This is a genomic window from Candidatus Methylopumilus rimovensis (assembly GCF_006364615.1).
Classification (GTDB): Bacteria; Pseudomonadota; Gammaproteobacteria; order Burkholderiales; family Methylophilaceae; genus Methylopumilus; species Methylopumilus rimovensis.
The window spans coordinates 178,731-200,750 of the sequence record NZ_CP040986.1 but is presented as its reverse complement, the minus strand read 5'-3'; the positions used below and the strand labels follow the sequence as shown (position 1 = coordinate 200,750).

The window sequence follows — 22,020 nt, the reverse complement described above, 5'->3', positions numbered from 1 at the left end:
GGCTAGTGATGATGATGTTCTATTTTTTTAGATTCGCGAATATTATCAGAAACAGTACGCATATCCCAAATAATGCCGATCATCGCCAAAAATTTTAAAACATAATAAGTGAGATCAATTTCCCACCAATAAAATCCTTGTCTTGCTGATCCAGGGTAATGATGATGATTATTATGCCAACCCTCACCAAAAGTCAGAATCGCAATAATAAAATTATTTCGACTTGTATCCTTAGTTTCATAACGTTTCTTTCCCCATTGATGCGCCACCGAATTGACTAAGAAGGTTGCGTGATAAAGCATGACTGTTGAAACTGAAAATCCCCATATCAATAACTGAAAACCATTTGTATTGAGTTGTGGCTCATATTGATTCAGATAATAACCTACAAAAAATAAGGTAATAGATAATGCTAATGGCATGAGAAGATCGAATCGATCTATGATGCGCAATTCAGGAAATCTAATTAATTCACGTACAAACTTTGTATTAGTCACAAAATTAGACTTAGTCAAAAACCACCCCATATGACTCCAAAAAAATCCATGCTCTTGAGGTGAGTGTTTATCTTCTGGTGTATCAGAATGCATATGATGGCCTCGATGATGCGCTGCCCACCACAGAGGACCTCTTTGCACTGCAGTAGCTCCAATCATCGCAAATAAAAGTTGAACAAACCTCGAAGTTCTAAACGTTTTATGAGAAAAATAACGATGGTAAAAGCCTGTAATAGCAAACATGCGAATAGCAAAAAGAGTGATACATACCGTAAATGCTGTCCAACTAAATCCAACAATAAAGATAAAAAAACAAGATAAATGAAGAAGAATAAAAGGAATGACTCGCATCCAATCAATTTCTTTGCCAGAAGTAATAGAAGCATACTTTTCTTCAAGAAAAGAATTATCAAACCAAAAAAATAATTTTTTAAAAAATGTATTCATGATTAATTTGAATGCTCAATCCAACGTATTTTTTTAATATCGTAGCCATCGGTTTCAATTTTTTTCACTAATTGTTCTAAAGTCTTTTGCTCTATCTTTTTTTCACGCGACATAATCCAGACATAATCACGGTCATCTCTGGCAATAATTGTATTTTGGTAAGCTTCGTCTAAGTAAACAATTTTATATTGCGCTTTGATTGGCCATATAAATTGCATACCCCATAGTGCATTACCTGAATCTTTTATAACAAACCCTTTGGGTTTATATGTCTTTAAAGGCCCCGTGAGATCCCCTTCATTAAAAGTGAAGGTGGTGCCAATGGTGCCATCCTGATTTAGCTCATAAGACTCAATTGCATTAAATGCATTCTTCTCAATAAATGTTGGTATATGTCCGATGACATACCATGGGCCCATAAATTTTTGCAAATTAACTTCAGAGACAGTTTTAATTGGTGGTTGAGTCATACATCCATTCAGTAATAAAAAAATTGCTGTGAGTAAATAATGTTTAAATCGCATATTATTTTTTCCAAAATCGAGGAATAATTGTATTCACTTTTTTCTGATAATCATCATACCCATTAAATTTTTTAATCAGATTAACCTCAAGAAGTGTCACGCCTGAAAATCTTAATATTAAAAAAGTCATAAGCAAGGGTGCTATCAAATTAAAATGAATACCGGTCACAAGGGTGGTGATAAAAAAGCCCCACCATACTAAAATTTCTCCAAAATAATTAGGATGTCGACTTAATTTCCATAGTCCTGATTGTAAAAGTTTTCCGCGATTTTTGATGTCATTCTTAAATTGCATCAATTGATAATCTGCAATTGATTCATAAATGATTCCACAGAGCGTGACTAAAAGTCCTAGGCTATCTAACCAAGTGAGTGGATGATCATTTTCTATAGCTATAAGAAGAATTGAACCCACGATCCATGCAAGAATAGATTGAAAACCAAAAATAATATATGCGCTTTTAAACCTAAAATTAGGTTCATTATTTTGTCTAATTTTTAAATAACGTGCATCTTCTGATTTGCCCCAATTTCTTATTGCAAGATAAACCGAAAGACGTAAACCCCATAACAAAACTAAAAAAAGAATCAGGGTAGCCCTTAATGATGGCGTAAACGCAATATAAAAATAAAGTGCATTGAGCACAAAAAATAAACTCCACATGATATCGACATGCGTCACATTGTTTTTTTTAAGGCTTAATAGCCAGCCTCCGAAAGCAAACAATAAGTTAATCAAAAGAGCATGAAAAAATATCACGTGCGGAATCCATCCCATCTTTTAGCGATCACAAGAGATAACGGCGTCAGTAAAGCCCATCCTAATCCCAATGCAATAAGCGCATAAGGTGTCATTAATTGAATCGCATTCAATTTTTCAGCAGCTATATAAGCCAAAGGACCGCCTATGAGGCCGAATAAAACTGCAATTAACTTGTAATGTTTTAACCAACTTAAAGATACATTTAATGTGCTTGCAAATAAACCCCACAAAGCCACAATCCAAATCGGCACAATAGATTGTGAAAATTGGCTTTTATACTCAATGAATCCAAAAGCTAATAAGCATTGATCAAACAAAGGTCCTAAAACCATTACAAACAGAATTAACATAAATGCTTCTTTTTTATAGCGCGCCTGAAAGAGATGAATCATTAATATTAAAGCGACAGCTATCATAGATGGAAGTAATTTTTGTTGAGCCGCTCCCCAAATCGCAATAAACCAGCCCAACTGAAAAAGTCCAAAATTAATGAGTTTCATTTATTTTTTTGGTTTCTCAAATTGATAGTGCGTCACCCACCACTCTTGGCCATTTTGATAGCCAAATAATTCGGCACAGGCCATATAAAAAATTCGCCAACGATTAAACCATTGTGTTGCATTTTTATTGCCATAAGTTTTTCGAAGGATAGGATAAATATCAAGTTTTGCTTGATCCATATTTTCTAGCCAAGCATTTGCCGTTTTTTCATAGTGCGTTCCATCCCAGCACCATTTCTCTCTTAGCTTTAAATGTTCTTGAAAATGTAATGGCAAATCATCGCTTGGCATCATGCCACCTGAAAAGAAAAACTTACTCATCCAATCATCTTGATCTTTTACTTCAAATGCATAGGGCGTATGCTGATGCACAAAAATATGCATAAAGAATTTCCCTCCTGGCTTTAACCATTCATAAAGCATACGATAAAGTTTTCGATGATTCCGCATATGCTCAAACATTTCAATCGAAACAATACGATCAAAACTTTTAGGTATTTTAAAATTTTTAGGGTTAAACCGATTCATGTCGCACGTGATGACATGAATATTTTTAAGCTCCCTTTTTTTGGCTTCGCCTTCAATAAAAATTCTCTGGGAGTTTGAATTAGATACCGCAAAGATTCGACTCTTTGGATATTGTTGAGCCATAAAAAGAGTTAGTGAACCCCATCCACAACCTAATTCAAGAATCGTCTGGCCATTTTTTAAATCTGCATGAACTGCACTAATCTTGAGCGCATTCCATTCTGCATCATCTAGATTTTTTGTATTTTGATCCCAATAACAACTACTGTATTTTTTATGTTTACCCAAGCAAAAATCAAAAAAAGTAGATGGCACTTCATAGTGTTGTTTGTTTGCAAGGTGCGGGACTAATGCAATAGGTGATTGATCCATGCTCTCAAAAAAATCACTTTTTAGGGCTTGTGATTTTTCTGCATTTTTGTGACTAATTTCTTCAAGACGTTTTTTTAAAAGTTGTCTAATACCAAAACGAATAAGCGCGTCTGGAAGATAACCTTTTTCTGCAAGTGATAAAACTTGTTTTAGCATATTGAATATTGTGAATAAGATTTATTAAAAAATAAATCTTACTTGATCTTATCAAATTTATTCGAAATAACTTCTGCAAAACTTGTATTTAATTGATTGACCTTTTTTTGAATATTTTGTAGGGTCGCTAAATCTTTTTCGGATTCAGCTATTTCAGCTAGTCCCATCATAGCATCCACATGCCTAGGGTTTATTTTCTCAGCTCTAGAAAATGCTTCTTTTGCGGCTTTGAGATCTTTTTTCCCTTGCTCAGCTAATCCTAAAAAATACCACGCATCAGATGAATTAGATTCTTCTTTAATCCACAAATCTGAAATGGATTTAAGCGTATCCCATTCTTTATTTTGGTAAGGGATGACTACCTTCATAAAATTGGGTTTTTGGTCAAAAGGTAAGGCCCAAAATGGTACGTCCATAGTTTTAAGAGACTTAGTATCGGGCTGACTCATTAAATATTTAATCCATTCAACAGGTAAGCTATAGAAAAACCCTTGAGGTCCGGGACTTTTAAATGTTGTAATGCCGACTAAATTATATTTCTCATCAAATAGTCCGCCGCCACTTGAGCCCAATGAGAATGCTGCATCAGATCTGATGATGACGCTGTTATCCAAACGATGGATCGCCTTTACTGATCCATATGAGGGCTGTGGCACATTACTTCCATTAGGGAAGCTCACGCTAAAGACATCTTCTTCATACTGCAATGTATTGCTGTCCCTTAAGGGAAAAGGTTTAAAGGGAAGCTCTTCAAATTTTAACAAACATAAATCATGTTTCCAGTCTGCTTTAAAGGCAATGGGTTTATAGGTGTCATCAAATTTAGAAATATTAGCACCTAAAGTATTCGCAATCACATGGCAGTCTGTAGCCACATACTCTTTACTAACCACCACACCTGAGCCTGTGCCGGAAGATCCGTCTGGCAAATCGACATTGACTGAAACTATAGAATTATTAAGCTCTAATAGTTTTTCGAAAGATGGAATAGCTGCCACTTGGCTCGTGATGAGCAACAAAAATAAACTTATAGCTTTTTTCATAGTCAATACGACTTAACTATATCAATATCGTTCATACCGGCGCTATAAAAAACCATGAAAAATGTCCTTGGAACAAAATTAGAAATCTGTAACCTTAACCCTATCACAGGATTTACCAGAAATGGGTGCTGCGAAACAGGCCCTCAAGATATTGGCCAGCATACGGTATGTGCTGAAGTCACCCAAGAATTTCTTCAATTCTCCAAAATGCAAGGCAACGACTTAATGACGCCAAGACCTGAATTTGAATTTGTAGGTCTAAAAGCTGGTGATCGATGGTGTTTGTGTGCCAGTCGATGGCTTGAAGCTTTAGAAGAAGGTGTTGCGCCGCCCGTGATTTTAGAAGCAACTCACGAAAAAGCTTTGGATTTGATTAATCTTGCAGAGCTCAAATATCATCAATTAAGGTAACTTATGGCTTATAACGCAAAAGAAATAGAAGAAAAATTAAAACGTAGATGTACCACTTGGTCTTATATCTTCCCCTCTATTGAGAAGAAATTTTCAACGGCGCATTTTGATGAATCTATTCAGATTGCAAATGAAATTGCAAAAATTGCTAACCAATTAAATCATCATCCAGAGTTAATTTTTAGACATAACGCTCTCATTATTAAAACTCATACGCATGATGCATCAGGTATTACGGATAAGGACTTTGAGTTAGCCGAACATATAGATCGGTTACTCTCAACTTAAATTTATTCTTTAAGCTTTTTTAGATCTTCAATAATTTCTTGGCTATGTTTTGATGTATCTACACTAAGATAAATTTTAGCAATCTTGCCTTGGGGGTTAATTAAGTATGTATATCTTTTAGCTAGCTTGATCACTAAGAAATTGTTCAACGCACCGTATCGATCCGCAACCTCTCCTGAAGCATCTGATAAAAGAGGAAAAGGTAAATTATATTTTTCTGCAAATTTCTGATGAGAAAAGCTATCGTCGATACTGATACCGATGACTTTAGCGCCTAAAGCCTCTAGAGTTTTAAAATCATCTCTAAACTGACACGCCTCCTTTGTACATCCAGGGGTATCATCTTTCGGGTAAAAATATAGAACAGCCCATTTACCTTTATAGTCATTTAAGCTGACTTGATTGCCTTGGCTATCTGGAAGCGTAAAAGTTGGTGCGTCCTCACCTATTTTTAGAATCGGTGCTGCCATGACATTCACTCTAAATAAATAAAATGCTATAGCGAAGCTAATTAAGATAAATATTTTCATAAGCCTATTCTTTAACCTTTTCTAACGAATCGTTTTAATAAGTTCTAAAAGTTTTGTGGTCATTTTAATGAGCGTTTCTTTTAAGGTTTTAGCCTGTTCAGCAATAATAGACTGGTTATTGTCATCATCGTTTGATGTTTGAAGATCTTCGATATAAAAAAGTCGGCTATCAAGTTTCAACCATAAAATTAAAACCATCACTCTTTCTTGGTTCGGAAAGGACAATCCTTTAAGCCATTTTCTCGCAGATTCTTGCGAAATATGAAGTGAGGATTTTTTACAGTGCTTATTAAACTGAGTTGCAAAATAAAGTGCAGAAATTTTTTTAGATTTGTACTTAAGCCTTAATGCTTTGTTGAGCTCATCAGAAAATAACTTATGTGTATTCATAATTTAGCAAATTAAATAGTGCATCTAATTCTCTGCCCCCCCTGATTCCATCTATAAGTTGCAAGTAATTGGTGCCTGCAACTTCTACTTCGAATTATGCCACCTAAGAATGACAGAATTATTTTTTAATTTAATGCATAGTGACTTTGTGAACAAACTTACAAAAATTGATATCACTTTTGGAGCTGTATTAAGAAAAAAAAGGCTCTGTAAAAAGTTTACACAAGAAGCCTTATCAATTGAATCAGGTCTTTCCCGTGCTTACATCAGTGAATTAGAAATGGGTCACAAGGACCCAAGTCTTTACACGATATTTAAATTAGCTTCTGCTTTAAAAATCAAACCTTCCACGATTATCGACGAAGTCGAGCGTCAGATTTAATTTAAATTATTGCGGTGGTGCTGCAGGTGCTTTTCTGCCTGGCGCTGCTGGTGGTGTATAACCTGCAATGCGGCATTGAATACCCTCGATAAGTTTACCTTTGGCACCATGCTGGATGATGGTACATGTCTGTATAAGATTTTTACTTTGTAATTCAGAAATCGTTTTTCTTAATTCTTTTAAATCAATACCTGTGTCTTTGACAATTTCGTAATCAATTTTTTGTCCGTGTTTTTGTAAATATTTTAATACTACTTCTTTTGTCATGTTGTTACCTTTCTTTTACTAAATTTGGTGGGCCCACCTGGACTCGAACCAGGGACCAAAGGATTATGAGTCCTCTGCTCTAACCAACTGAGCTATAGGCCCTCTGATAGATTGGTTTATTCTTTTCCGTTTTCTAAAAAGCTACGTAATCTCTCTGAGCGTGTTGGATGTCTTAATTTTCTTAACGCTTTCGCTTCGATTTGTCGAATACGTTCGCGTGTCACATCAAACTGTTTACCTACCTCTTCTAGGGTATGGTCTGTATTCATCTCAATACCAAAACGCATACGTAACACTTTCGCTTCACGCGGCGTCAGTGACTCTAAAATTTCTGCCGTCACATCACGAAGAGACCCATACACAGCCGCATCAATCGGTGTCAATGTCGCAGCATCTTCAATAAAGTCGCCAAGATGAGAATCTTCATCATCACCAATCGGTGTTTCCATCGAAATAGGCTCTTTAGAAATTTTTAATATCTTACGAATCTTATCTTCTGGCATTTCCATTTTTTCAGCGAGCACGGATGGATCAGGTTCAGCACCTGTCGATTGCAAAATTTGTCGTGAAATACGATTCATCTTATTAATCGTTTCAATCATATGAACTGGAATACGAATAGTTCTTGCTTGGTCAGCAATCGAACGTGTGATCGCCTGACGAATCCACCAAGTCGCGTACGTTGAAAATTTATAACCACGACGGTATTCAAATTTATCCACCGCTTTCATCAAACCGATATTACCTTCCTGAATGAGATCCAAGAATTGAAGGCCGCGGTTGGTATATTTTTTTGCGATCGAAATCACAAGACGTAAGTTAGCTTCGATCATTTCACGTTTTGCACGGCGAGCTCTCGCTTCACCTGTCGTCATTTGCTTATTTATTTCTTTTAAATCCTTAATCGACAAACCTGCTTCTTTTTCAATTGCAATCAATTGATCTTGCTGGTCTACGATCGAGTGTTTAAAGCGTTCGAGTTTTGCGTTGTAAGGCTTATCGTGTTTGAGTTCGTCTGTTAACCAATGAAGGTTGGTTTCATTACCTGGAAAACTCTTAATAAAATACGTACGAGGCATACCAGATTTCTCGACACAGAAATCCATCAATTTTCTTTCGTGCGTTCTAATTTCATTGACACGATCTCTCACAGAGTCACAAAGCGCTTCGACTTGTTTTGCTGAGAATCTAAATTCCATCAATTCTTTTAAAACAGATTCATGGAGTTTTTTATATGCAGGATCGTCAATGCCTTTTTTAAGGCGAATATCATTCATCTTCTGATTGGTTTTTCGAATCGCAGCAAAACGTGTTAAGACTTCTTCACGTAATTTTGCGAGTGCTTCAGCTGAGATGGCAGCAGCTTTAGCGCCATCTGCATCATCGTCTTCTTCTTCATCAATATCTTCTTCGACTTCTTCTTCAACATCAGCTGCCACCATAGGCGCTTCGACTTCGACATCGATTAAACCATCGACCACTTCGTCGACACTCAATTCATTCGATTCAACTTTATCGACCATCGCAAGCAGTTCAGTAATCGTTGTAGGGCACGCGGCAATGGCTTGCACCATATGTTTTAAGCCATCTTCAATACGTTTTGCAATTTCGATTTCGCCTTCGCGCGTTAATAGATCGACGGTTCCCATTTCGCGCATGTACATGCGCACAGGGTCTGTCGTTCTACCAAACTCAGAATCTACAGTGGCAAGAGCTTGCTCAGCTTCTTCAGCGGCCTCTTCGTCCGTCACAGGGGGTGGCACATCAGCCATAAGAAGGGCTTCTGCGTCAGGGGCTTGTTCGTAGACCATAATCCCCATATCGTTGATCATGCTGACAATACCTTCGATTTGTTCGGACTCTTGAATTTCGTCAGGCAAGTGGTCGTTAATTTCAGCGAAAGTGAGATAGCCTCGCTCTTTACCAAGAACGATTAACGATTTAAGACGAGTACGTCGCTCTTCGACATCCTTAGGATTTGCATCATTCGCATTTCCATAGAAATCTTTCATTTTGGGGTTCTTTTTTTGCGACGGGTCTTTTTTTGGTCTGGCCATGCTCTACCTCTTCTTATTAGGGCTTATTTTGCCTTATAAATCAACAAAATATAAGTAAACGCGTAACCCTTAAGTGTACCAAAAAGAGGCTTTTTGGTCAACGAAAGGCTTAAGTTTTAGGGGGTGTTTTGGGTCTTTGCGTAAGGGTTTTAAGGTGCGCTTTTTCTTCTTCGGTTAAGCTACTTAAAGGCTTATCCTTCAAAGCACTAAAATGGGCTTTGGTTTTAGAAGCTTTCCCCTGCTCTAGCAATGTCATTCTAGCCCCCTCAATTTCAGACTCAAAATGGATCTGATCATCAAAATGAGTCAATTCTTCATGCACCAAATCCATGATGACACTATCCACTTGTGCTTTTAGACCATGAAGAATGGAAGAAGGTTTCGATTCCGGTTGATTTAAAGCAAACCCTAAGACTTTTTTAAGTAAATCGTCTTCAAAACTATCGCTTTGGGCCAAATCCAAATCCTCCGTGATAGCAAGCTGAGGCTTTAAAATAAGCAGCAGGATAAATTTACGTTTCACTGAAGAAGGAAGTTTACCCTTCGTTTTGATATTCGTTTTATTGTTTTGCACTTGAGGTTGTGCCACATGAAGCAATTGATCTATTTCTTTGTCATTTAAATGAAGTAATTCTGCAAAACGCTTACGTAAAAGTAAGCTTAATTTAGGGGCTGTGATTTCTTTTAAAATCGGTTCTGCTTCATTAAGAAATTTCACTTTATCTTCTTGAGTGGCTAAATGATTTTTTTCAGTTAGGTGTTGCACTAAATATTGTGATAGCGGCATCGCATCTTGCATCATCGATTCAAAAGCTTCTTTGCTATGCGCTCTAATGAAGCTATCGGGATCATGCTCTTCAGGTAAAAATAAAAATTTCAAAACCACTTTATCGTTCAAGCTTGGAAGCGCATTCATCATGGCACGCCATGCTGCGGCTTTGCCTGGATTGTCGCCATCAAAACAAAAGATGATCGTATCGGTTTGACGCATTAACTTTTTAATATGAAATGCAGATGTGGCAGTACCTAATGTTGCAACCGAATTCATGACACCAAATTGCGCAAGACCTACCACATCCATATAGCCCTCAACGACAAGCACACAACCTTTTTCACGAATGGATCGACGTGCTGCAAAAAGTCCATAGAGCTCTTGGCTCTTTTGAAAAAGTGGCGTTTCAGGTGAGTTGTAATATTTAGGGGTATCTTCAGGATTAATGACACGTCCACCAAAGCCAATGATTTCACCCTTCATATTATGAATCGGGAACATGATGCGATCACGGAAACGATCATAGCGTTTACCTTGATCATTCTTTAACACAAGTCCTGCTATATTCAGCGCTTCGTCATCATATTTTTTAAAGACGCTTTCTAAATTTTGCCAACCTTCAGGTGCGTAACCCAATTGAAATGTTTTAGCAATTTGTCCTGTAAGCCCACGTTTTTTTAAATACTCAATCGCGCGTTCTGATTTTTTTAAAGCACTTTGGTAATACTGAGAAGCAATTTGTAATGCCTCACCTAAAGCTAAATTTTTTTCTTTGACTTCAGGTGAAATTTTTTGTGTATCTTGTGGGACAGTTAAGCCCACTGATTTAGCAAGATCTTCCACCGCATCCACAAAACTCATGCCTTGATATTCAATGAGAAAACTTAAAGCAGATCCATGTGCACCGCATCCAAAGCAATGGTAAAACTGTTTAGAAGGACTTACTGTAAATGAAGGTGACTTCTCTTGATGAAAGGGACAGCAAGCAACATAGTTACTGCCTGCTTTTTTTAAAGGCACACTTTTATCAATCACATCGATCACATCGACGCGATTTAAAAGTTCTTGGATGAATGACTCTGGAATCATATGCGTTTAATCATAGCTTAAAAATAAAAAGGAGCCTTAAGCTCCTTCATCATTTTTTTAAATTTTTATATTGAGTTCTTAACCGAGTTTTTGTTTGATGAGCACAGATAATTTACCCATATCTGCTCGACCCACGACTTGGGGTTTTACGATCGCCATCACTTGACCCATCTCTTTAATACTTGTGGCATTCGTGGCTTTAATCGCAGCATCTAGAATGGCGCCCACTTCTTCATCAGTTAAAGCTTTCGGAAGATAACTTTGCAAAATTACCACTTCAGCTTTCTCAGCATCCGCTAAATCTTGCCTTGCTGCGGACTCATAAGCCTCAATGGAATCACGACGTTGTTTTAACATTTTTTCAATGACAGCCATCACATCTTGATCGGTCAATTCAATGCGTTCATCGACTTCACGTTGTTTAATAGCTGATTGAAGAAGTCTAATCGTGCCAAGGCGAACAACGTCCTTAGCGCGCATAGCTTCTTTCATGTCCTCAGTAATTTTTACTTTTAAGGACATCTTAAAAAAATTAGAATAATTTTGGGGGGAGCATTTGATTGCGAAGACGACGGTACTGACGCTTCACTGCAGCAGCAGCTTTACGTTTACGTTCCCATGTTGGCTTCTCATAGAACTCACGCGCACGTAAGTCGTTAATAAGGCCGGTCTTCTCAATTAAGCGCTTGAAACGACGAAGTGCTACGTCGAATGGCTCGTTTTCTTTTACACGTACTGTTGACATTAAACTCTCTTATTTTAAATAATGCGTTTTTGTGTGTTTTTTTCCAAATGGAATTTTGGAAAAGTCCATTATTTTAATGCTAATCTATTCATTTATCAATCTTTTTTGAGCCTTAAACCCATGTTAGTCCTTGGTATTGAAACCTCCTGCGATGAGACTGGATTAGCCCTTTTTGACAGTGAAAAAGGCCTTTTAGGCCATACCCTTCATTCTCAGGTCGACCTTCATGAGGCTTACGGCGGAGTGGTCCCTGAATTGGCCTCTCGAGACCATATTAGGCTTATTTTGCCATTACTTGAAAGTCTTTTTAAGAATGCGGGACATAAAAAAGAGAATGTGGATGCGATCGCTTACACCCAAGGACCGGGATTATCCGGGGCCTTATTGGTCGGAAGTTCACTTGCTGAAGCCTTAGCTTTTTCGCTTCAAATTCCTACTATCCCGATCCACCATTTAGAAGGTCATTTATTAGCCCCATTATTGGAAAAAAATGCACCCAACTTTCCTTTTCTAGCACTTCTAGTTTCAGGGGGTCACACACAAATTATTCATGTAAAAAAAATGGGTCTATACGAAATTATTGGCGATACTTTAGATGATGCCGCAGGTGAGGCTTTTGATAAAACTGCACAATTATTAGGTTTAGGATATCCGGGTGGTTTAGCTCTATCTCTTCTCGCCGAAAAAGGAAAACCTCATTTTGAATTACCGAGACCTCTTATTCATAGCAAAGATTTAAATTTTAGTTTTAGTGGATTGAAAACAGCGGTTCTACATCTTATTCGTGCGCAAGAAAATTTAACGGATGAAATTAAAGCAGATGTCGCATTTGCATTTCAAGAAGCAATCACCGATGTATTAACTAAAAAATGTCTTCATGCTTTAGATCAAACAGGTTTAAAAAAGCTTGTTGTATCAGGCGGTGTCGGGGCTAATAAACAATTACGACAAAAGTTGGTCAGTGAATTCGCTCAAAAAAATTATGAAGTATTTTTTCCTCGCTTAGAGTTTTGTACAGACAATGGTGCCATGATTGCTTTTGCAGGCGCAATGCGATTAGAAACTTCTTTAAAGCGTGATCTTGGTTTTTCAGTCAAGCCCAGATGGCAATTGGCTTAAAAACTATTTCTTATCTTTAAAACCTGATTCAGTGCCATCAATTAAACGTTTAATATTTTCAATATGACGCAAAATTAAAATGAGTGCGATGATGGATGTTGCGATCAACTCATAAAAATCAATCTTATAAAAAAAGCCAATTACAGGGGATAAACTTGCTGCAAGAATGGCCGCTAGTGATGAATAACGCCAAATAAAAAATACGCCGAGCCATATGGCCAATACTATAAGCCCCATGATCCACGAAAACATAAAAAGAATGCCTGCTGCTGTAGCAACGCCCTTGCCGCCTTTAAAGCCATAATAAATAGGAAAGATATGTCCTATGAGAGTTGCAATCGCAATGAATCCCACTATAGGGGATGGTAATTCAAAATATTGCGCCAAACCGACTGTTAAAGCACCTTTTAAAGCATCACCTAAAAGAGTGAGTAAAGCTGCTAATTTTTTTCCGGTTCGTAAAACATTCGTTGCGCCCGGATTTTTAGAACCAATAGTTCGAGGATCAGGCAGAGAAAAAATATGGCTGATGATAATACCGAATGAAATGGCACCGATGAGATAACTAAAAAGAAGGTAAATCACATTCATCATTTGAAAATCACTTTATAATGAAAACTCTATTTTACAATTTTTTGAAGCACTCATGATGGCCCCACTTATTTTTATAGAAGAGATGAAAGTTGAAACTATTATCGGTGTCTCTGACTGGGAACGCGCACTTCCTCAAACGCTGCTCATTGATCTTGAAATGACTTTACCTCAAATCACTTCAGCCAATTCTGATTTGATCACAGATACCATTGATTATGCCCTTGTTGCTGAACGCATTAAATCGATCACATCAAATCATACATTTAAATTATTAGAGCCTTTAGCGTATCGCATCATTGAAACACTAGAAAAAGAATTCAAAGCTCCTTGGATGAAACTTAAAATTTCAAAACCTCAAATCCTGCCTCAAGTAAAAGCTGTGGGGGTAATTTTTGAAAAGGGTGTTCGCACTTAACCTCTAGGGTGATGGGTTTCATGCAGTTTCTTTAAACGTTCGCGTGCCACATGTGTATAAATTTGTGTTGTCGAAATGTCTGCATGCCCCAATAACATTTGAACCACCCGCAAATCTGCACCATGATTAAGTAAGTGTGTTGCAAAGGCATGTCGCAATACATGCGGAGATAATGTTTTTTGAATGCCTGCGATCAAGGCGTAGCGTTTAATTAAATGCCAGAATGATTGGCGCGTCATTAATTCTCCACGTTGTGTTACAAATAAATCATCTGACACATGTTGATTAAGAATATGAGGCCTCGCTTCTTTTAAATAACGATCAATCCATTCAACAGCAACTTCTCCCATGGGGACCAATCTTGTTTTGCTTCCCTTGCCTGTCACACGAATCACACCGTCAGTGAGGCTCACTTCAGTCACTCTTAAGCTAATCAGTTCTGTCACGCGTAAACCACAGGCATAAAGAAGCTCTAACATCGCGCGATCACGAAGGCCCAAAGGGGATGCAATCTCAGGGGCTTTTAAAAGCGATTCCACTTCAATTTCATTTAGGCTTTTAGGGAGTGACTTCGGTAATTTTGGTGCTTCAATATGAAGTGTCGGATCTTCATGGATACGACGTTCACGTACGTGATAACGATAGAAGCGTCGAAGTGTTGCGATCAATCTTGAAATGCTTCTCGCTTTTACATGGCTAAATTTATTCGCAAGGTAAGCTTGAATGTCGCTTTGATGAGCCTCTAATAATATTTTTTTGATATCGCGATTTAAAAAATCTGCGAACTGCATTAAATCAAAACGATAACTTTCTAAAGTATTTTTAGCTAAACCATCTTCAAGCCATAAATGATCAATGAATTGATCGATAACTTTTTTTTCGTCATCAGAAATTACAACGGGCTCTCGTGTTTTCTTCACCATACAAAAAGATTAACACAAATAAAAAAGCCCCGCTTTAGCGGGGCTTTTTAAATTACTCAGCTGCCTTATCGGGAGCTGCCTCAGGCGCTACCGCCTTTGGTGTTTCTGTTTTTGGAATGTCTTGAATAATTTCTTTTTCACGTGCGTCTAATTTTTCACGGATACGTGCAGATTTACCTGAACGCTCACGTAAGTAGTAAAGTTTTGCACGGCGAACATCACCGCGACGTTTTAATTCGATTGAAGCGATGAGTGGAGAATAAGTTTGAAATGTACGCTCAACACCTTCACCAGATGAAATCTTACGCACTGTGAAAGCTGAATTAAGACCGCGATTTCTTTTTGAAATCACAACACCTTCGTAAAGCTGTACACGTTTTCTTGTACCTTCGACTACATTCACACCCACTACGACTGTGTCGCCTGGTGCAAAGTTAGGGATGGTTTTACCTAGACGAGCAATTTCTTCTTGCTCTAATAATTGAATAATATCTGCCATAATCCGTTCCTTTTAGTTATATAGAGTCTTGTTCCTGCTTATCTATTGCTTCAAGCAGCCGAGTCTCTTCTTTAGTCAACAGCCTTGCGGCCCACAAATCAGGTCGTCTGACCTTGGTTAACGCTAACGATTGCTGTAATCGCCAGGCGCTAATTCTAGCATGGTTACCCGATAATAATACATCCGGCACCTTAGATCCTTCATACACTTCTGGTCTCGTATAGTGAGGGCAATCAAGTAAGCCATTCACAAACGAATCCTCAATAGCCGAATTATCATCTCCTAACACGCCTGGTAGTTGCCTAATAATGGCATCCATCACGACCATGGTAGGTAATTCCCCGCCACTTAATACGTAGTCGCCAATTGAAATTTCTTCATCGACACTACTTTCAATCAGCCTCTCATCTACACCCTCATAACGACTCGCTAAAAAAATGAGTCCTGAAGCTTTTGACAGTTCCATCACTTTTTGATGTGTGAGTGGTAATCCTCTTGGGGATAAATGAATCACTCGAACATCTTGAATACCTTTATTCATTTGCGCTTTTTTAGCAGCATCGATGGCCTTCTTCAAAGGCTCAATCATCATAAGCATGCCGGGGCCGCCGCCATAAGGCCTGTCATCCACTGTGCGATGTGCATCATTTGTAAAATCTCTTGGATTCCATAAAGTTAAATCAACAAACGCTTCATGAAATGCACGAGAGGTAATGCCAAAATCCTTCAATGCTTGAAACATCTCAGGAAAAAGTGTCACCACATCAAAAGACAAGGATTTCATTTAAAAATCTTTATCCCAGTCGACTTCAATTTCTTTTTTTGCCATATCCACATTGACAATCACATGCGGAATAAAAGGGATTAAATATTCTTTGTCGCCCTTAACGACTAAAACATCGTTCGCTCCCGTTTCAAGAAAAGTCTGAACGACACCTAAATATTCTTTCTGTTGATTGATGACTTCATGCCCCATCAAATCATTCCAGTAATATTCGCCTTTTTCTAAAGCGGGTAACTCATGTTTGGGTATTAAAATCGTTTTATTCTTTAACCCAAATGCCGCATCTCGATCATCCACATTCACTAGCTTAGCGACAATACCATTGCCGTGTATTTTTGATGTTTCGATTGAGTAGCATATCGAAGATTTTTCATCTCCAATAAGCCACTCTTTTTTATTGAGAAGTTGATGGATATCTACCGTGAAGGGCTGAATCTTAATCCAACCTTTAACACCATATGGCCCACTGATGCGTGCCATGATAAATTTTTCTACCTCACTCATATCACTTGTAACAACAAGTGAATCAAAACATTAAGCGCTTTCAGCTGGTGGTTCAGTCGCCTCAGCTGGAGCTGCTTCTGGAGCTGCTTCTGGCGTTGCCTCAGGAGCTGCTGCTTCTGCTGCTGCCTCAACCGGTGCTGCTTCTGGAGCAGGCGCTGCTGCAGCTGCGGCTTCTGCCTCTGCTGCTTTCGCTTTTTCTTCTGCTTCTTTAGCGTCCATCGCTGCTTTTAATTCTTCAGCTTTTTTAGCTACTTCTTTAGCTTTTCTAGCTTCTACTTTGTCTGCATCTTTTTTCTTTAAAGCCACAATTGCTTCTGGGCCTTTTAAATGTAACTTCACTAAGCGATTCACTGAATCTGAAAGAAGAGCGCCATGGCCTTTCCAATGTGTCACACGTTCGTTATCAATACGAAGTGCTTCGGTGCCAATTTTAGCCATTGGATTATAAAAACCAATACGCTCAATAAAGCGTCCATCGCGGCGATTTCTTGAATCTGCCACTACTACATTGTAAAAAGGGGTCTTTTTTGAACCGCCTCTAGAAAGTCGAATAATTACCATAATTTACACTCTTCAATTAGTTAAAAATTTTCTTAAGAAAGGGGCGGATTTTACGCTATTTTTGGCATGTTTGGCAAGCAAAATTACTTTGCCGAAGCAAGACTAGCTTTAAATAAAATCGAAAAAGCGTCATTCACTGACTTAAATTAACCTTTTGAAAAAGCCTTACGTTAAAAAACTCTAAATTGCTCAGAAGTTGAGGCAGTTAGAGTCAGCAGATAAATTAGGCTTAGGAAACAGAACCTTAGAGAATAAAATCAAAAAATTAAGAAATGATTAGCTTTAAAAATTATATTCAAGACGTATTTGATGGAAGTTTATACCAGGGTTAGGATGATCTATTCCAGCATTGGAGAGATGCTGAAGTCTATAAGCAATAGCAAATGCATCATGCTCGCCAAATTTAATACCAGCAGCTATATGATCCCCAAATTGAAAATTTGTACTAAATTGTTTATTTTGAGTAATAGTTTTTTCTGTCAAATAATGGGCTCCTATGCCGAGCTCCACATAAGGCACAAATTTTTCTGACCCATTCGCCTGAAGTCTTAAAACAGGAGTAATACCAAAGTCACCAACGCTATGCGTACCAGCTGAATCTTCTGTATGCCAATAGCCAACGGTTGCATCCCAATATCCTTTTAAAACAATACTATTGTTTTTATATAATGGTTCATTCCAGTTCCACTGAACGCCCAATCGTCCCATATTTGTATCTTTATCTTTATCGCTAAACGAACTTCCAGCTTCAATTGAGACGCTATCAATACCTAATCCATTGCTCTCTTGAGCACACAATAAATGGGGGGCTAAATATAGGGAAAGGCAGGAAAGTAATATTTGTTTTTTCATAGCGGAATTTTACATCTTTTTGAGTTACTTACAAAAAGAAAAATTTAAAGTCTCTTTTGGTTTATTGGTAAGAGGTGGGGTCATCCATCCCAGCCGCTTTAAAGCCATGTTGCCTTAAACGACAAGAATCACAAACACCACAAGCCTGGCCATCTTTATCAGCCTGATAACATGAAACAGTGAAACCGTAATCTACGCCTAATTTCATACCCTGAAGAATAATGGCTTCTTTAGATAGATGAATCAACGGCGTGTGAAGTTGGATATTTTGACCTTCTACAGCTGATTTGGTCGCCAAGTTAGCCATTTTCTGAAATTGCTCAATATATTCGAGTCTGCAATCAGGGTAACCTGAATAATCCACGGCATTGACCCCTATAAAAATATCATGCGCACCGATGACTTCTGCCCAACCGAGAGCCAAACTGAGCATTAAAGTATTTCGCGCGGGCACATAAGTAATCGGGATATGAGAACTTAATTCGGTTGGTACTTTTAAATCAGGATTAGTAAGCGCTGAAGTGAGCATCCAACTTAAATCCATCTCAACCGTTCTATGATCTTTCACTTTAAACTGCTGAGCAATTTTCTTAGCAGCTTCGAGTTCCGCAATATGGCGCTGGTGATAATTGATACTCAAAGCATAACATTCGTAACCTTCATTTTTCGCAATGGCTAACGTGGTTGCCGAATCAAGACCCCCTGATAAAAGCACGACTGCCTTAGACACCAGGTTTTTCTCCCCAGAGTAATTTATGTAATTGAATTTGCATACGCACATGGAGCTGATCTTTCAAAATCCAATTTCCTAAATCAGTGGCATTGAGTTTTTGATACACAGGAGAAAATAAGACACTACATTTTTCTGTGAGTTTATATTGATCAAGTATTTTTTTAGCCCAGTCATAATCTTCACGACTGCAAAGTACAAATTTAATTTCATCTTTTGAATCAATGATATCTAAATTTTCCCAGTGATTTTTTTTCTCTTCACCTGACTCCGGGGTTTTGATATCTAAAATAATTTTAATGCGAGGATCAACTTCTTTAATAGACAGTCCACCACCAGTTTCAATCGACACTTCATAATTACTATCAGCTAAAGTCTTAAGAAGCTTAAGCACTTCTTTTTGCACCAGCGGTTCACCTCCTGTGACTGTGACATAGCGCGTGTCATATTTTTTGATGGATACCATGATGTCCTCGATGTCCATCATGGATCCACCTTGAAAAGCGTAAGCTGTATCACAATAATGGCAGCGCATCGGACACCCACTTAAGCGAATAAATATCGTAGGTAATCCCATACGAGAAGATTCACCTTGTAGTGAATAAAAAATTTCAAAGATTTTAAGTTGTGTCACGTTGAGGAATGTAGGACTAAAAAATTTAAGATATAAAAATTTTAGGGCTTAATGCTTTCTAAAACCTTCAAACGCTTTTGTGCATTTTGAATCACATCACTCTTAGGATATTTTTTAATCAAATCCTTTAGACTTTTCTTGGCTTCGGGAATAAGTGCCAATTGAATTTGTGCATTGGCTAAACCTAATAAAGCTTCTGGGTTTTTTATAAAATCCGGATGTTGATCCAATAATTTTTGATAAGTACCAAGGGACGCTTTGTAATTTTTTAAACTAAATTGTGTATTCGCTAAAGCATATTTAGCATCAGGCAATAGCGCGCTATGAGGGAATTGCTTAATAAAATCAGTAAAGGCTTGAAAGGCTTCTTTATATTTCATAGCTTCTAAAAGCTGATTCGCTTCATCATAAATTTCTTGATCTGATGGCGGTTTGACTTCAGGAAGCGGAGGAGCCTCTGTAACTTTTCCAGATGGAACGGGATTACTTGCAACTGATTTTTCTTCCATCTTTCGAAGTCTGCCATCTAAATCTTGATAAAGATCTTTCTGACGCTGTTCAACAGTAGCATTTAAATGACGAAGTGTTTCCAAATCACCACGAAGTTTAGAAACATCTTGTTTGATTAATTCGATTTGATTAAGCATATCGTTGAGGCTGCCACTTTTAATGACAGCCTCAAGACTTACAATGCGGGCATCTAACTCTGTTTCTTTTAATTGCATCTCCTGAAGTTTTTTTCTTGCATCCGTATCTTCAAAAAGTGCCGCGTGAACTGGTACTGCAAATAAACACGCTAAAAGAATGAGTTTTTTCATTAAAGTATGAATGCTTACTCTTTTTCGTAAGAGATATCGACGCGACGATCTTTTCCATAACATGCATCATCTTTACAATTGGTATCTGCGCGCTCTTCACCAAAACTCACTGTTTCGATTTGTGTATCTTGCGCACCTAAAACGTTCATAGATTTCTTAACTGACACAGAACGTCTTTGGCCCAATGACACATTGTATTCGCGTGAACCGCGATCATCCGTGTTACCTGTTAAAGTCATTTTTGCTTTTGGATGTGAAGCCACATATTTAGCATGAGCTTCAACGAGATCTTTGTATTCAGCTTTCACCGCATCTTTGTCGTAATCAAAGTAGATGCTTCGTTTCGATAAAATATTATTAGGGTCACGTAAGCTTGCTAAATCGAGATCTTTTTCATCATCAGAAACTGATGCAGATGGGCTATTAGGTTTTGATGCATCGTTAATCGGCGTTGAACTACAACCCACTAAAAATAGTGAAAGTAAGGTTGAAAGTAATAGTGATTTTTTCATTTTCCAAATCTCCATAAGTTAATTTATTTTACAAAAGGTCCCCAAGCAGGCTCTCTAATATCATCGGCATGAATATTGAATGATTGGCGAACGACGCCATCAATCGATACGGTAGAAAGTTCGCCTGATCCGTTGATCTTATGTGCATATAGTATCACATGCCCATTGGGTGAAAACTTAGGTGCCTCATCAAAAGGGCCGTCAGTAATTTTCGTAATTTGTCCTGTTTGTAAATCATGTAAGGCCACTCTAAATCGACCTTCATCTTGCGTCACATAAGAGAGCATTTTCCCATCGGGTGAGACATTAGGATTTAAATTTTGGTTTCCTTCAAAGGATACACGTTGTGGCTCACCGCCACTTGATGACACCTTATACACTTGCGCTCGACCCCCACGATCCGATGTGAAATAAATCCACCTGCCATCAGGGGACCATACAGGCTCTGTATCAATATGCGCACTCTGGATAAGAGGTTTTAAATTAGAGCCGTCGGCATCGATTAAATAAATTTGTGAGTTTGCGTTATAAGTTAAAACAATCGCCAAACGTCTCCCATCAGGTGACCATGAAGGGGAGCTATTATTCCCTTTAAAGTTGGCTAATACTGTTCTTTGGCCTGTCACTAAAGATTGAATATAAATAATTGGCTTTTTCTTCTCGAAAGATACGTAAGCGAATTTAGTGCCATCGGGTGACCATCTTGCGGAAATTAAAGGTTGAGGGGAGCCCACTACCGATTGAATATTAAATCCGTCCGCATCTGCCACGTTTAGAGAATAGCGGCCTTTATTCTTTGAGATATAAGAAATCTTAGTACTGAAGACCCCTGGAATACCTGTTAATTTTTCATAAATGATGTCAGAAATTTTATGCGCGATGGCACGGTATTGCGCAGCAGGCCCTGAAAATTCCATCGTCGTTAAAATAGTTTTTTTATTCACATCCACTAAAAACCAATTCACTTTTAAACGATTGTTATTGATTTCAACCTGGCCTAGCGTCATTACTTGCGCTTCAATCGCAGTCATTTCAGGATAATTAATTTCACTCAGTACAGATGGTTTATTAATTAATCCATTAATATCTAAGGGTCTAAAAAATCCAGAACGATAAAGATCAGCTGCAATAATTTGATGCATACGGCTATTCGTTTTGTCTGTCACTACTTCCTTATATGGCATCACTGCAATATTGATTTGTTTCGTACCACCTCCGGAAATCTCAATCGTTTCAATCGCCCATGCATGTTGTGCTATGAGAGAAAATAGGCATAAAGAAATAAATGCTTTGAATATTTTTAACATACTTAAA

Annotated in this window: 30 protein-coding genes and 1 tRNA gene; 5 read left to right on the top strand and 26 right to left on the bottom strand. The window is 37.9% G+C overall.

The genetic code is table 11. The features are described from left to right. Positions 1-2: 2 nt before the first annotated feature. The 6 genes from FIT61_RS01085 to FIT61_RS01060 are packed head-to-tail and all read right to left on the bottom strand — an operon-like array spanning position 3 to position 4,830. The gene (locus FIT61_RS01085; protein ID WP_139882677.1) at positions 3-944 is read right to left on the bottom strand and encodes an acyl-CoA desaturase; all 942 of its coding nucleotides are present in this window, start codon (positions 942-944) and stop codon (positions 3-5) included. Positions 945-946: 2 nt separating this feature from the next. Continuing rightward, the gene (locus FIT61_RS01080) at positions 947-1,468 is read right to left on the bottom strand and encodes a lipocalin family protein (RefSeq protein ID WP_139882675.1); all 522 of its coding nucleotides are present in this window, start codon (positions 1,466-1,468) and stop codon (positions 947-949) included. Between the two features lies 1 nt (position 1,469). Then, positions 1,470-2,207, bottom strand: coding sequence for a DUF1295 domain-containing protein (locus FIT61_RS01075; RefSeq protein ID WP_222845043.1), 738 nt, complete (start codon positions 2,205-2,207; stop codon positions 1,470-1,472). 17 nt (positions 2,208-2,224) lie between these two features. Then, a complete protein-coding gene (locus FIT61_RS01070) occupies positions 2,225-2,731 on the bottom strand; it encodes a DUF2878 domain-containing protein (protein ID WP_139872981.1) in 507 nt (168 codons plus the stop codon). After that, the gene (locus FIT61_RS01065) at positions 2,732-3,787 is read right to left on the bottom strand and encodes an SAM-dependent methyltransferase (RefSeq protein ID WP_139882671.1); all 1,056 of its coding nucleotides are present in this window, start codon (positions 3,785-3,787) and stop codon (positions 2,732-2,734) included. It lies immediately after the preceding gene. A gap of 38 nt (positions 3,788-3,825) precedes the next feature. Beyond that, positions 3,826-4,830 carry a S1 family peptidase gene (locus FIT61_RS01060; protein ID WP_139882669.1) on the bottom strand — a complete coding sequence of 335 codons (1,005 nt, stop codon included), beginning with the start codon at positions 4,828-4,830 and terminating at the stop codon, positions 3,826-3,828. Positions 4,831-4,884: 54 nt separating this feature from the next. Here FIT61_RS01060 and FIT61_RS01055 point away from each other — a divergent pair, with 54 nt between their 5' ends. Further along, positions 4,885-5,241, top strand: coding sequence for a DUF2237 family protein (locus tag FIT61_RS01055; protein WP_139882667.1), 357 nt, complete (start codon positions 4,885-4,887; stop codon positions 5,239-5,241). 3 nt (positions 5,242-5,244) lie between these two features. Beyond that, positions 5,245-5,529, top strand: coding sequence for a 4a-hydroxytetrahydrobiopterin dehydratase (locus tag FIT61_RS01050; RefSeq protein ID WP_139872977.1), 285 nt, complete (start codon positions 5,245-5,247; stop codon positions 5,527-5,529). A gap of 2 nt (positions 5,530-5,531) precedes the next feature. On the opposite strand, the gene FIT61_RS01045 is transcribed toward FIT61_RS01050, so the two are convergent. Beyond that, positions 5,532-6,059 carry a peroxiredoxin gene (locus FIT61_RS01045; RefSeq protein ID WP_139882665.1) on the bottom strand — a complete coding sequence of 176 codons (528 nt, stop codon included), beginning with the start codon at positions 6,057-6,059 and terminating at the stop codon, positions 5,532-5,534. Positions 6,060-6,080: 21 nt separating this feature from the next. After that, a complete protein-coding gene (locus tag FIT61_RS01040) occupies positions 6,081-6,449 on the bottom strand; it encodes a hypothetical protein (RefSeq protein ID WP_139882663.1) in 369 nt (122 codons plus the stop codon). Positions 6,450-6,558: 109 nt separating this feature from the next. Here FIT61_RS01040 and FIT61_RS01035 point away from each other — a divergent pair, with 109 nt between their 5' ends. After that, on the top strand, positions 6,559-6,831 hold the full coding sequence (locus FIT61_RS01035; protein WP_244925201.1) for a helix-turn-helix domain-containing protein: 273 nt from the start codon (positions 6,559-6,561) through the stop codon (positions 6,829-6,831). A 6-nt stretch (positions 6,832-6,837) separates the two neighbouring features. Here FIT61_RS01035 and FIT61_RS01030 read toward each other — a convergent pair whose 3' ends face one another. The 6 genes from FIT61_RS01030 to rpsU all read right to left on the bottom strand — a co-directional run bounded on the left by FIT61_RS01030 (position 6,838) and on the right by rpsU (position 11,761). Further along, complete coding sequence (locus FIT61_RS01030; RefSeq protein WP_139872974.1) at positions 6,838-7,098, bottom strand: transcription initiation factor IIE subunit alpha family protein; 261 nt, start codon at positions 7,096-7,098, stop codon at positions 6,838-6,840. Between the two features lie 25 nt (positions 7,099-7,123). Beyond that, positions 7,124-7,200: transfer RNA gene (locus FIT61_RS01025), tRNA-Ile, on the bottom strand. A 14-nt stretch (positions 7,201-7,214) separates the two neighbouring features. Continuing rightward, positions 7,215-9,110, bottom strand: coding sequence for an RNA polymerase sigma factor RpoD (gene rpoD / locus FIT61_RS01020; protein ID WP_223259495.1), 1,896 nt, complete (start codon positions 9,108-9,110; stop codon positions 7,215-7,217). A gap of 154 nt (positions 9,111-9,264) precedes the next feature. Next, a complete protein-coding gene (gene dnaG / locus FIT61_RS01015) occupies positions 9,265-11,016 on the bottom strand; it encodes a DNA primase (RefSeq protein ID WP_139882662.1) in 1,752 nt (583 codons plus the stop codon). 78 nt (positions 11,017-11,094) lie between these two features. Then, positions 11,095-11,538 carry a GatB/YqeY domain-containing protein gene (locus tag FIT61_RS01010; protein WP_139882660.1) on the bottom strand — a complete coding sequence of 148 codons (444 nt, stop codon included), beginning with the start codon at positions 11,536-11,538 and terminating at the stop codon, positions 11,095-11,097. Positions 11,539-11,548: 10 nt separating this feature from the next. Next, positions 11,549-11,761 (bottom strand): 30S ribosomal protein S21, encoded by a 213-nt coding sequence (gene rpsU, locus FIT61_RS01005; protein ID WP_028818016.1) that lies wholly within the window; start codon positions 11,759-11,761, stop codon positions 11,549-11,551. A gap of 120 nt (positions 11,762-11,881) precedes the next feature. On the opposite strand from rpsU, the gene tsaD reads away from it, so the two are divergent. Then, entirely contained in the window at positions 11,882-12,880 is a 999-nt protein-coding gene (tsaD, locus tag FIT61_RS01000; protein WP_139883910.1) for a tRNA (adenosine(37)-N6)-threonylcarbamoyltransferase complex transferase subunit TsaD, read from the top strand. A 3-nt stretch (positions 12,881-12,883) separates the two neighbouring features. On the opposite strand, the gene plsY is transcribed toward tsaD, so the two are convergent. Continuing rightward, entirely contained in the window at positions 12,884-13,474 is a 591-nt protein-coding gene (gene plsY / locus FIT61_RS00995) for a glycerol-3-phosphate 1-O-acyltransferase PlsY (RefSeq protein ID WP_139882658.1), read from the bottom strand. Between the two features lie 52 nt (positions 13,475-13,526). On the opposite strand from plsY, the gene folB reads away from it, so the two are divergent. After that, on the top strand, positions 13,527-13,889 hold the full coding sequence (gene folB, locus FIT61_RS00990) for a dihydroneopterin aldolase (RefSeq protein WP_139882657.1): 363 nt from the start codon (positions 13,527-13,529) through the stop codon (positions 13,887-13,889). Here folB and xerD read toward each other — a convergent pair. From xerD to tolB, 11 genes are all read right to left on the bottom strand, one after another. Continuing rightward, on the bottom strand, positions 13,886-14,812 hold the full coding sequence (gene xerD / locus FIT61_RS00985; RefSeq protein WP_139882655.1) for a site-specific tyrosine recombinase XerD: 927 nt from the start codon (positions 14,810-14,812) through the stop codon (positions 13,886-13,888). The genes folB and xerD overlap by 4 nt on opposite strands. A 52-nt stretch (positions 14,813-14,864) precedes the next feature. Continuing rightward, positions 14,865-15,311: a 50S ribosomal protein L19 gene (gene rplS / locus FIT61_RS00980; RefSeq protein WP_244925200.1), complete on the bottom strand. Its 447-nt coding sequence runs from the start codon at positions 15,309-15,311 to the stop codon at positions 14,865-14,867. A 16-nt stretch (positions 15,312-15,327) separates the two neighbouring features. Beyond that, positions 15,328-16,095 (bottom strand): tRNA (guanosine(37)-N1)-methyltransferase TrmD, encoded by a 768-nt coding sequence (trmD, locus tag FIT61_RS00975; protein ID WP_187351812.1) that lies wholly within the window; start codon positions 16,093-16,095, stop codon positions 15,328-15,330. Then, complete coding sequence (rimM, locus tag FIT61_RS00970; RefSeq protein WP_187351811.1) at positions 16,096-16,575, bottom strand: ribosome maturation factor RimM; 480 nt, start codon at positions 16,573-16,575, stop codon at positions 16,096-16,098. A gap of 54 nt (positions 16,576-16,629) precedes the next feature. After that, entirely contained in the window at positions 16,630-17,160 is a 531-nt protein-coding gene (rpsP, locus tag FIT61_RS06825; RefSeq protein ID WP_139882652.1) for a 30S ribosomal protein S16, read from the bottom strand. A gap of 282 nt (positions 17,161-17,442) precedes the next feature. After that, the gene (locus FIT61_RS00960; protein WP_187351810.1) at positions 17,443-17,958 is read right to left on the bottom strand and encodes an acyloxyacyl hydrolase; all 516 of its coding nucleotides are present in this window, start codon (positions 17,956-17,958) and stop codon (positions 17,443-17,445) included. Between the two features lie 115 nt (positions 17,959-18,073). Beyond that, on the bottom strand, positions 18,074-18,745 hold the full coding sequence (queC, locus tag FIT61_RS00955) for a 7-cyano-7-deazaguanine synthase QueC (RefSeq protein WP_139883908.1): 672 nt from the start codon (positions 18,743-18,745) through the stop codon (positions 18,074-18,076). Then, positions 18,735-19,319 carry a 7-carboxy-7-deazaguanine synthase QueE gene (gene queE / locus FIT61_RS00950; protein WP_244925220.1) on the bottom strand — a complete coding sequence of 195 codons (585 nt, stop codon included), beginning with the start codon at positions 19,317-19,319 and terminating at the stop codon, positions 18,735-18,737. Before queE ends, queC begins: the two co-directional genes overlap by 11 nt. A gap of 98 nt (positions 19,320-19,417) precedes the next feature. Beyond that, positions 19,418-20,194, bottom strand: coding sequence for a tol-pal system protein YbgF (gene ybgF / locus FIT61_RS00945; protein ID WP_139882646.1), 777 nt, complete (start codon positions 20,192-20,194; stop codon positions 19,418-19,420). Between the two features lie 14 nt (positions 20,195-20,208). Next, positions 20,209-20,706, bottom strand: coding sequence for an OmpA family protein (locus tag FIT61_RS00940; protein ID WP_139882644.1), 498 nt, complete (start codon positions 20,704-20,706; stop codon positions 20,209-20,211). A 23-nt stretch (positions 20,707-20,729) separates the two neighbouring features. Next, the gene (gene tolB / locus FIT61_RS00935; protein WP_244925199.1) at positions 20,730-22,013 is read right to left on the bottom strand and encodes a Tol-Pal system beta propeller repeat protein TolB; all 1,284 of its coding nucleotides are present in this window, start codon (positions 22,011-22,013) and stop codon (positions 20,730-20,732) included. Between the last annotated feature and the right edge of the window lie 7 nt (positions 22,014-22,020).

Bases quoted from the DNA above. Each gene is read 5' to 3' on its own strand.
- FIT61_RS01085 (WP_139882677.1), bottom strand. From the start codon at position 944: ATGAATACATTTTTTAAAAAATTATTTTTTTGGTTTGATAATTCTTTT.
- FIT61_RS01080 (WP_139882675.1), bottom strand. From the start codon at position 1,468: ATGCGATTTAAACATTATTTACTCACAGCAATTTTTTTATTACTGAAT.
- FIT61_RS01070 (WP_139872981.1), bottom strand. From the start codon at position 2,731: ATGAAACTCATTAATTTTGGACTTTTTCAGTTGGGCTGGTTTATTGCG.
- FIT61_RS01065 (WP_139882671.1), bottom strand. From the start codon at position 3,787: ATGCTAAAACAAGTTTTATCACTTGCAGAAAAAGGTTATCTTCCAGAC.
- FIT61_RS01060 (WP_139882669.1), bottom strand. From the start codon at position 4,830: ATGAAAAAAGCTATAAGTTTATTTTTGTTGCTCATCACGAGCCAAGTG.
- FIT61_RS01055 (WP_139882667.1), top strand. From the start codon at position 4,885: ATGAAAAATGTCCTTGGAACAAAATTAGAAATCTGTAACCTTAACCCT.
- FIT61_RS01050 (WP_139872977.1), top strand. From the start codon at position 5,245: ATGGCTTATAACGCAAAAGAAATAGAAGAAAAATTAAAACGTAGATGT.
- FIT61_RS01045 (WP_139882665.1), bottom strand. From the start codon at position 6,059: ATGAAAATATTTATCTTAATTAGCTTCGCTATAGCATTTTATTTATTT.
- FIT61_RS01040 (WP_139882663.1), bottom strand. From the start codon at position 6,449: ATGAATACACATAAGTTATTTTCTGATGAGCTCAACAAAGCATTAAGG.
- FIT61_RS01035 (WP_244925201.1), top strand. From the start codon at position 6,559: ATGACAGAATTATTTTTTAATTTAATGCATAGTGACTTTGTGAACAAA.
- FIT61_RS01030 (WP_139872974.1), bottom strand. From the start codon at position 7,098: ATGACAAAAGAAGTAGTATTAAAATATTTACAAAAACACGGACAAAAA.
- rpoD (WP_223259495.1), bottom strand. From the start codon at position 9,110: ATGAAAGATTTCTATGGAAATGCGAATGATGCAAATCCTAAGGATGTC.
- dnaG (WP_139882662.1), bottom strand. From the start codon at position 11,016: ATGATTCCAGAGTCATTCATCCAAGAACTTTTAAATCGCGTCGATGTG.
- FIT61_RS01010 (WP_139882660.1), bottom strand. From the start codon at position 11,538: ATGTCCTTAAAAGTAAAAATTACTGAGGACATGAAAGAAGCTATGCGC.
- rpsU (WP_028818016.1), bottom strand. From the start codon at position 11,761: ATGTCAACAGTACGTGTAAAAGAAAACGAGCCATTCGACGTAGCACTT.
- tsaD (WP_139883910.1), top strand. From the start codon at position 11,882: ATGTTAGTCCTTGGTATTGAAACCTCCTGCGATGAGACTGGATTAGCC.
- plsY (WP_139882658.1), bottom strand. From the start codon at position 13,474: ATGATGAATGTGATTTACCTTCTTTTTAGTTATCTCATCGGTGCCATT.
- folB (WP_139882657.1), top strand. From the start codon at position 13,527: ATGATGGCCCCACTTATTTTTATAGAAGAGATGAAAGTTGAAACTATT.
- xerD (WP_139882655.1), bottom strand. From the start codon at position 14,812: ATGGTGAAGAAAACACGAGAGCCCGTTGTAATTTCTGATGACGAAAAA.
- rplS (WP_244925200.1), bottom strand. From the start codon at position 15,311: ATGGCAGATATTATTCAATTATTAGAGCAAGAAGAAATTGCTCGTCTA.
- trmD (WP_187351812.1), bottom strand. From the start codon at position 16,095: ATGAAATCCTTGTCTTTTGATGTGGTGACACTTTTTCCTGAGATGTTT.
- rimM (WP_187351811.1), bottom strand. From the start codon at position 16,575: ATGGCACGCATCAGTGGGCCATATGGTGTTAAAGGTTGGATTAAGATT.
- rpsP (WP_139882652.1), bottom strand. From the start codon at position 17,160: ATGGTAATTATTCGACTTTCTAGAGGCGGTTCAAAAAAGACCCCTTTT.
- queE (WP_244925220.1), bottom strand. From the start codon at position 19,319: ATGGGATTACCTACGATATTTATTCGCTTAAGTGGGTGTCCGATGCGC.
- ybgF (WP_139882646.1), bottom strand. From the start codon at position 20,194: ATGAAAAAACTCATTCTTTTAGCGTGTTTATTTGCAGTACCAGTTCAC.
- FIT61_RS00940 (WP_139882644.1), bottom strand. From the start codon at position 20,706: ATGAAAAAATCACTATTACTTTCAACCTTACTTTCACTATTTTTAGTG.
- tolB (WP_244925199.1), bottom strand. From the start codon at position 22,013: ATGTTAAAAATATTCAAAGCATTTATTTCTTTATGCCTATTTTCTCTC.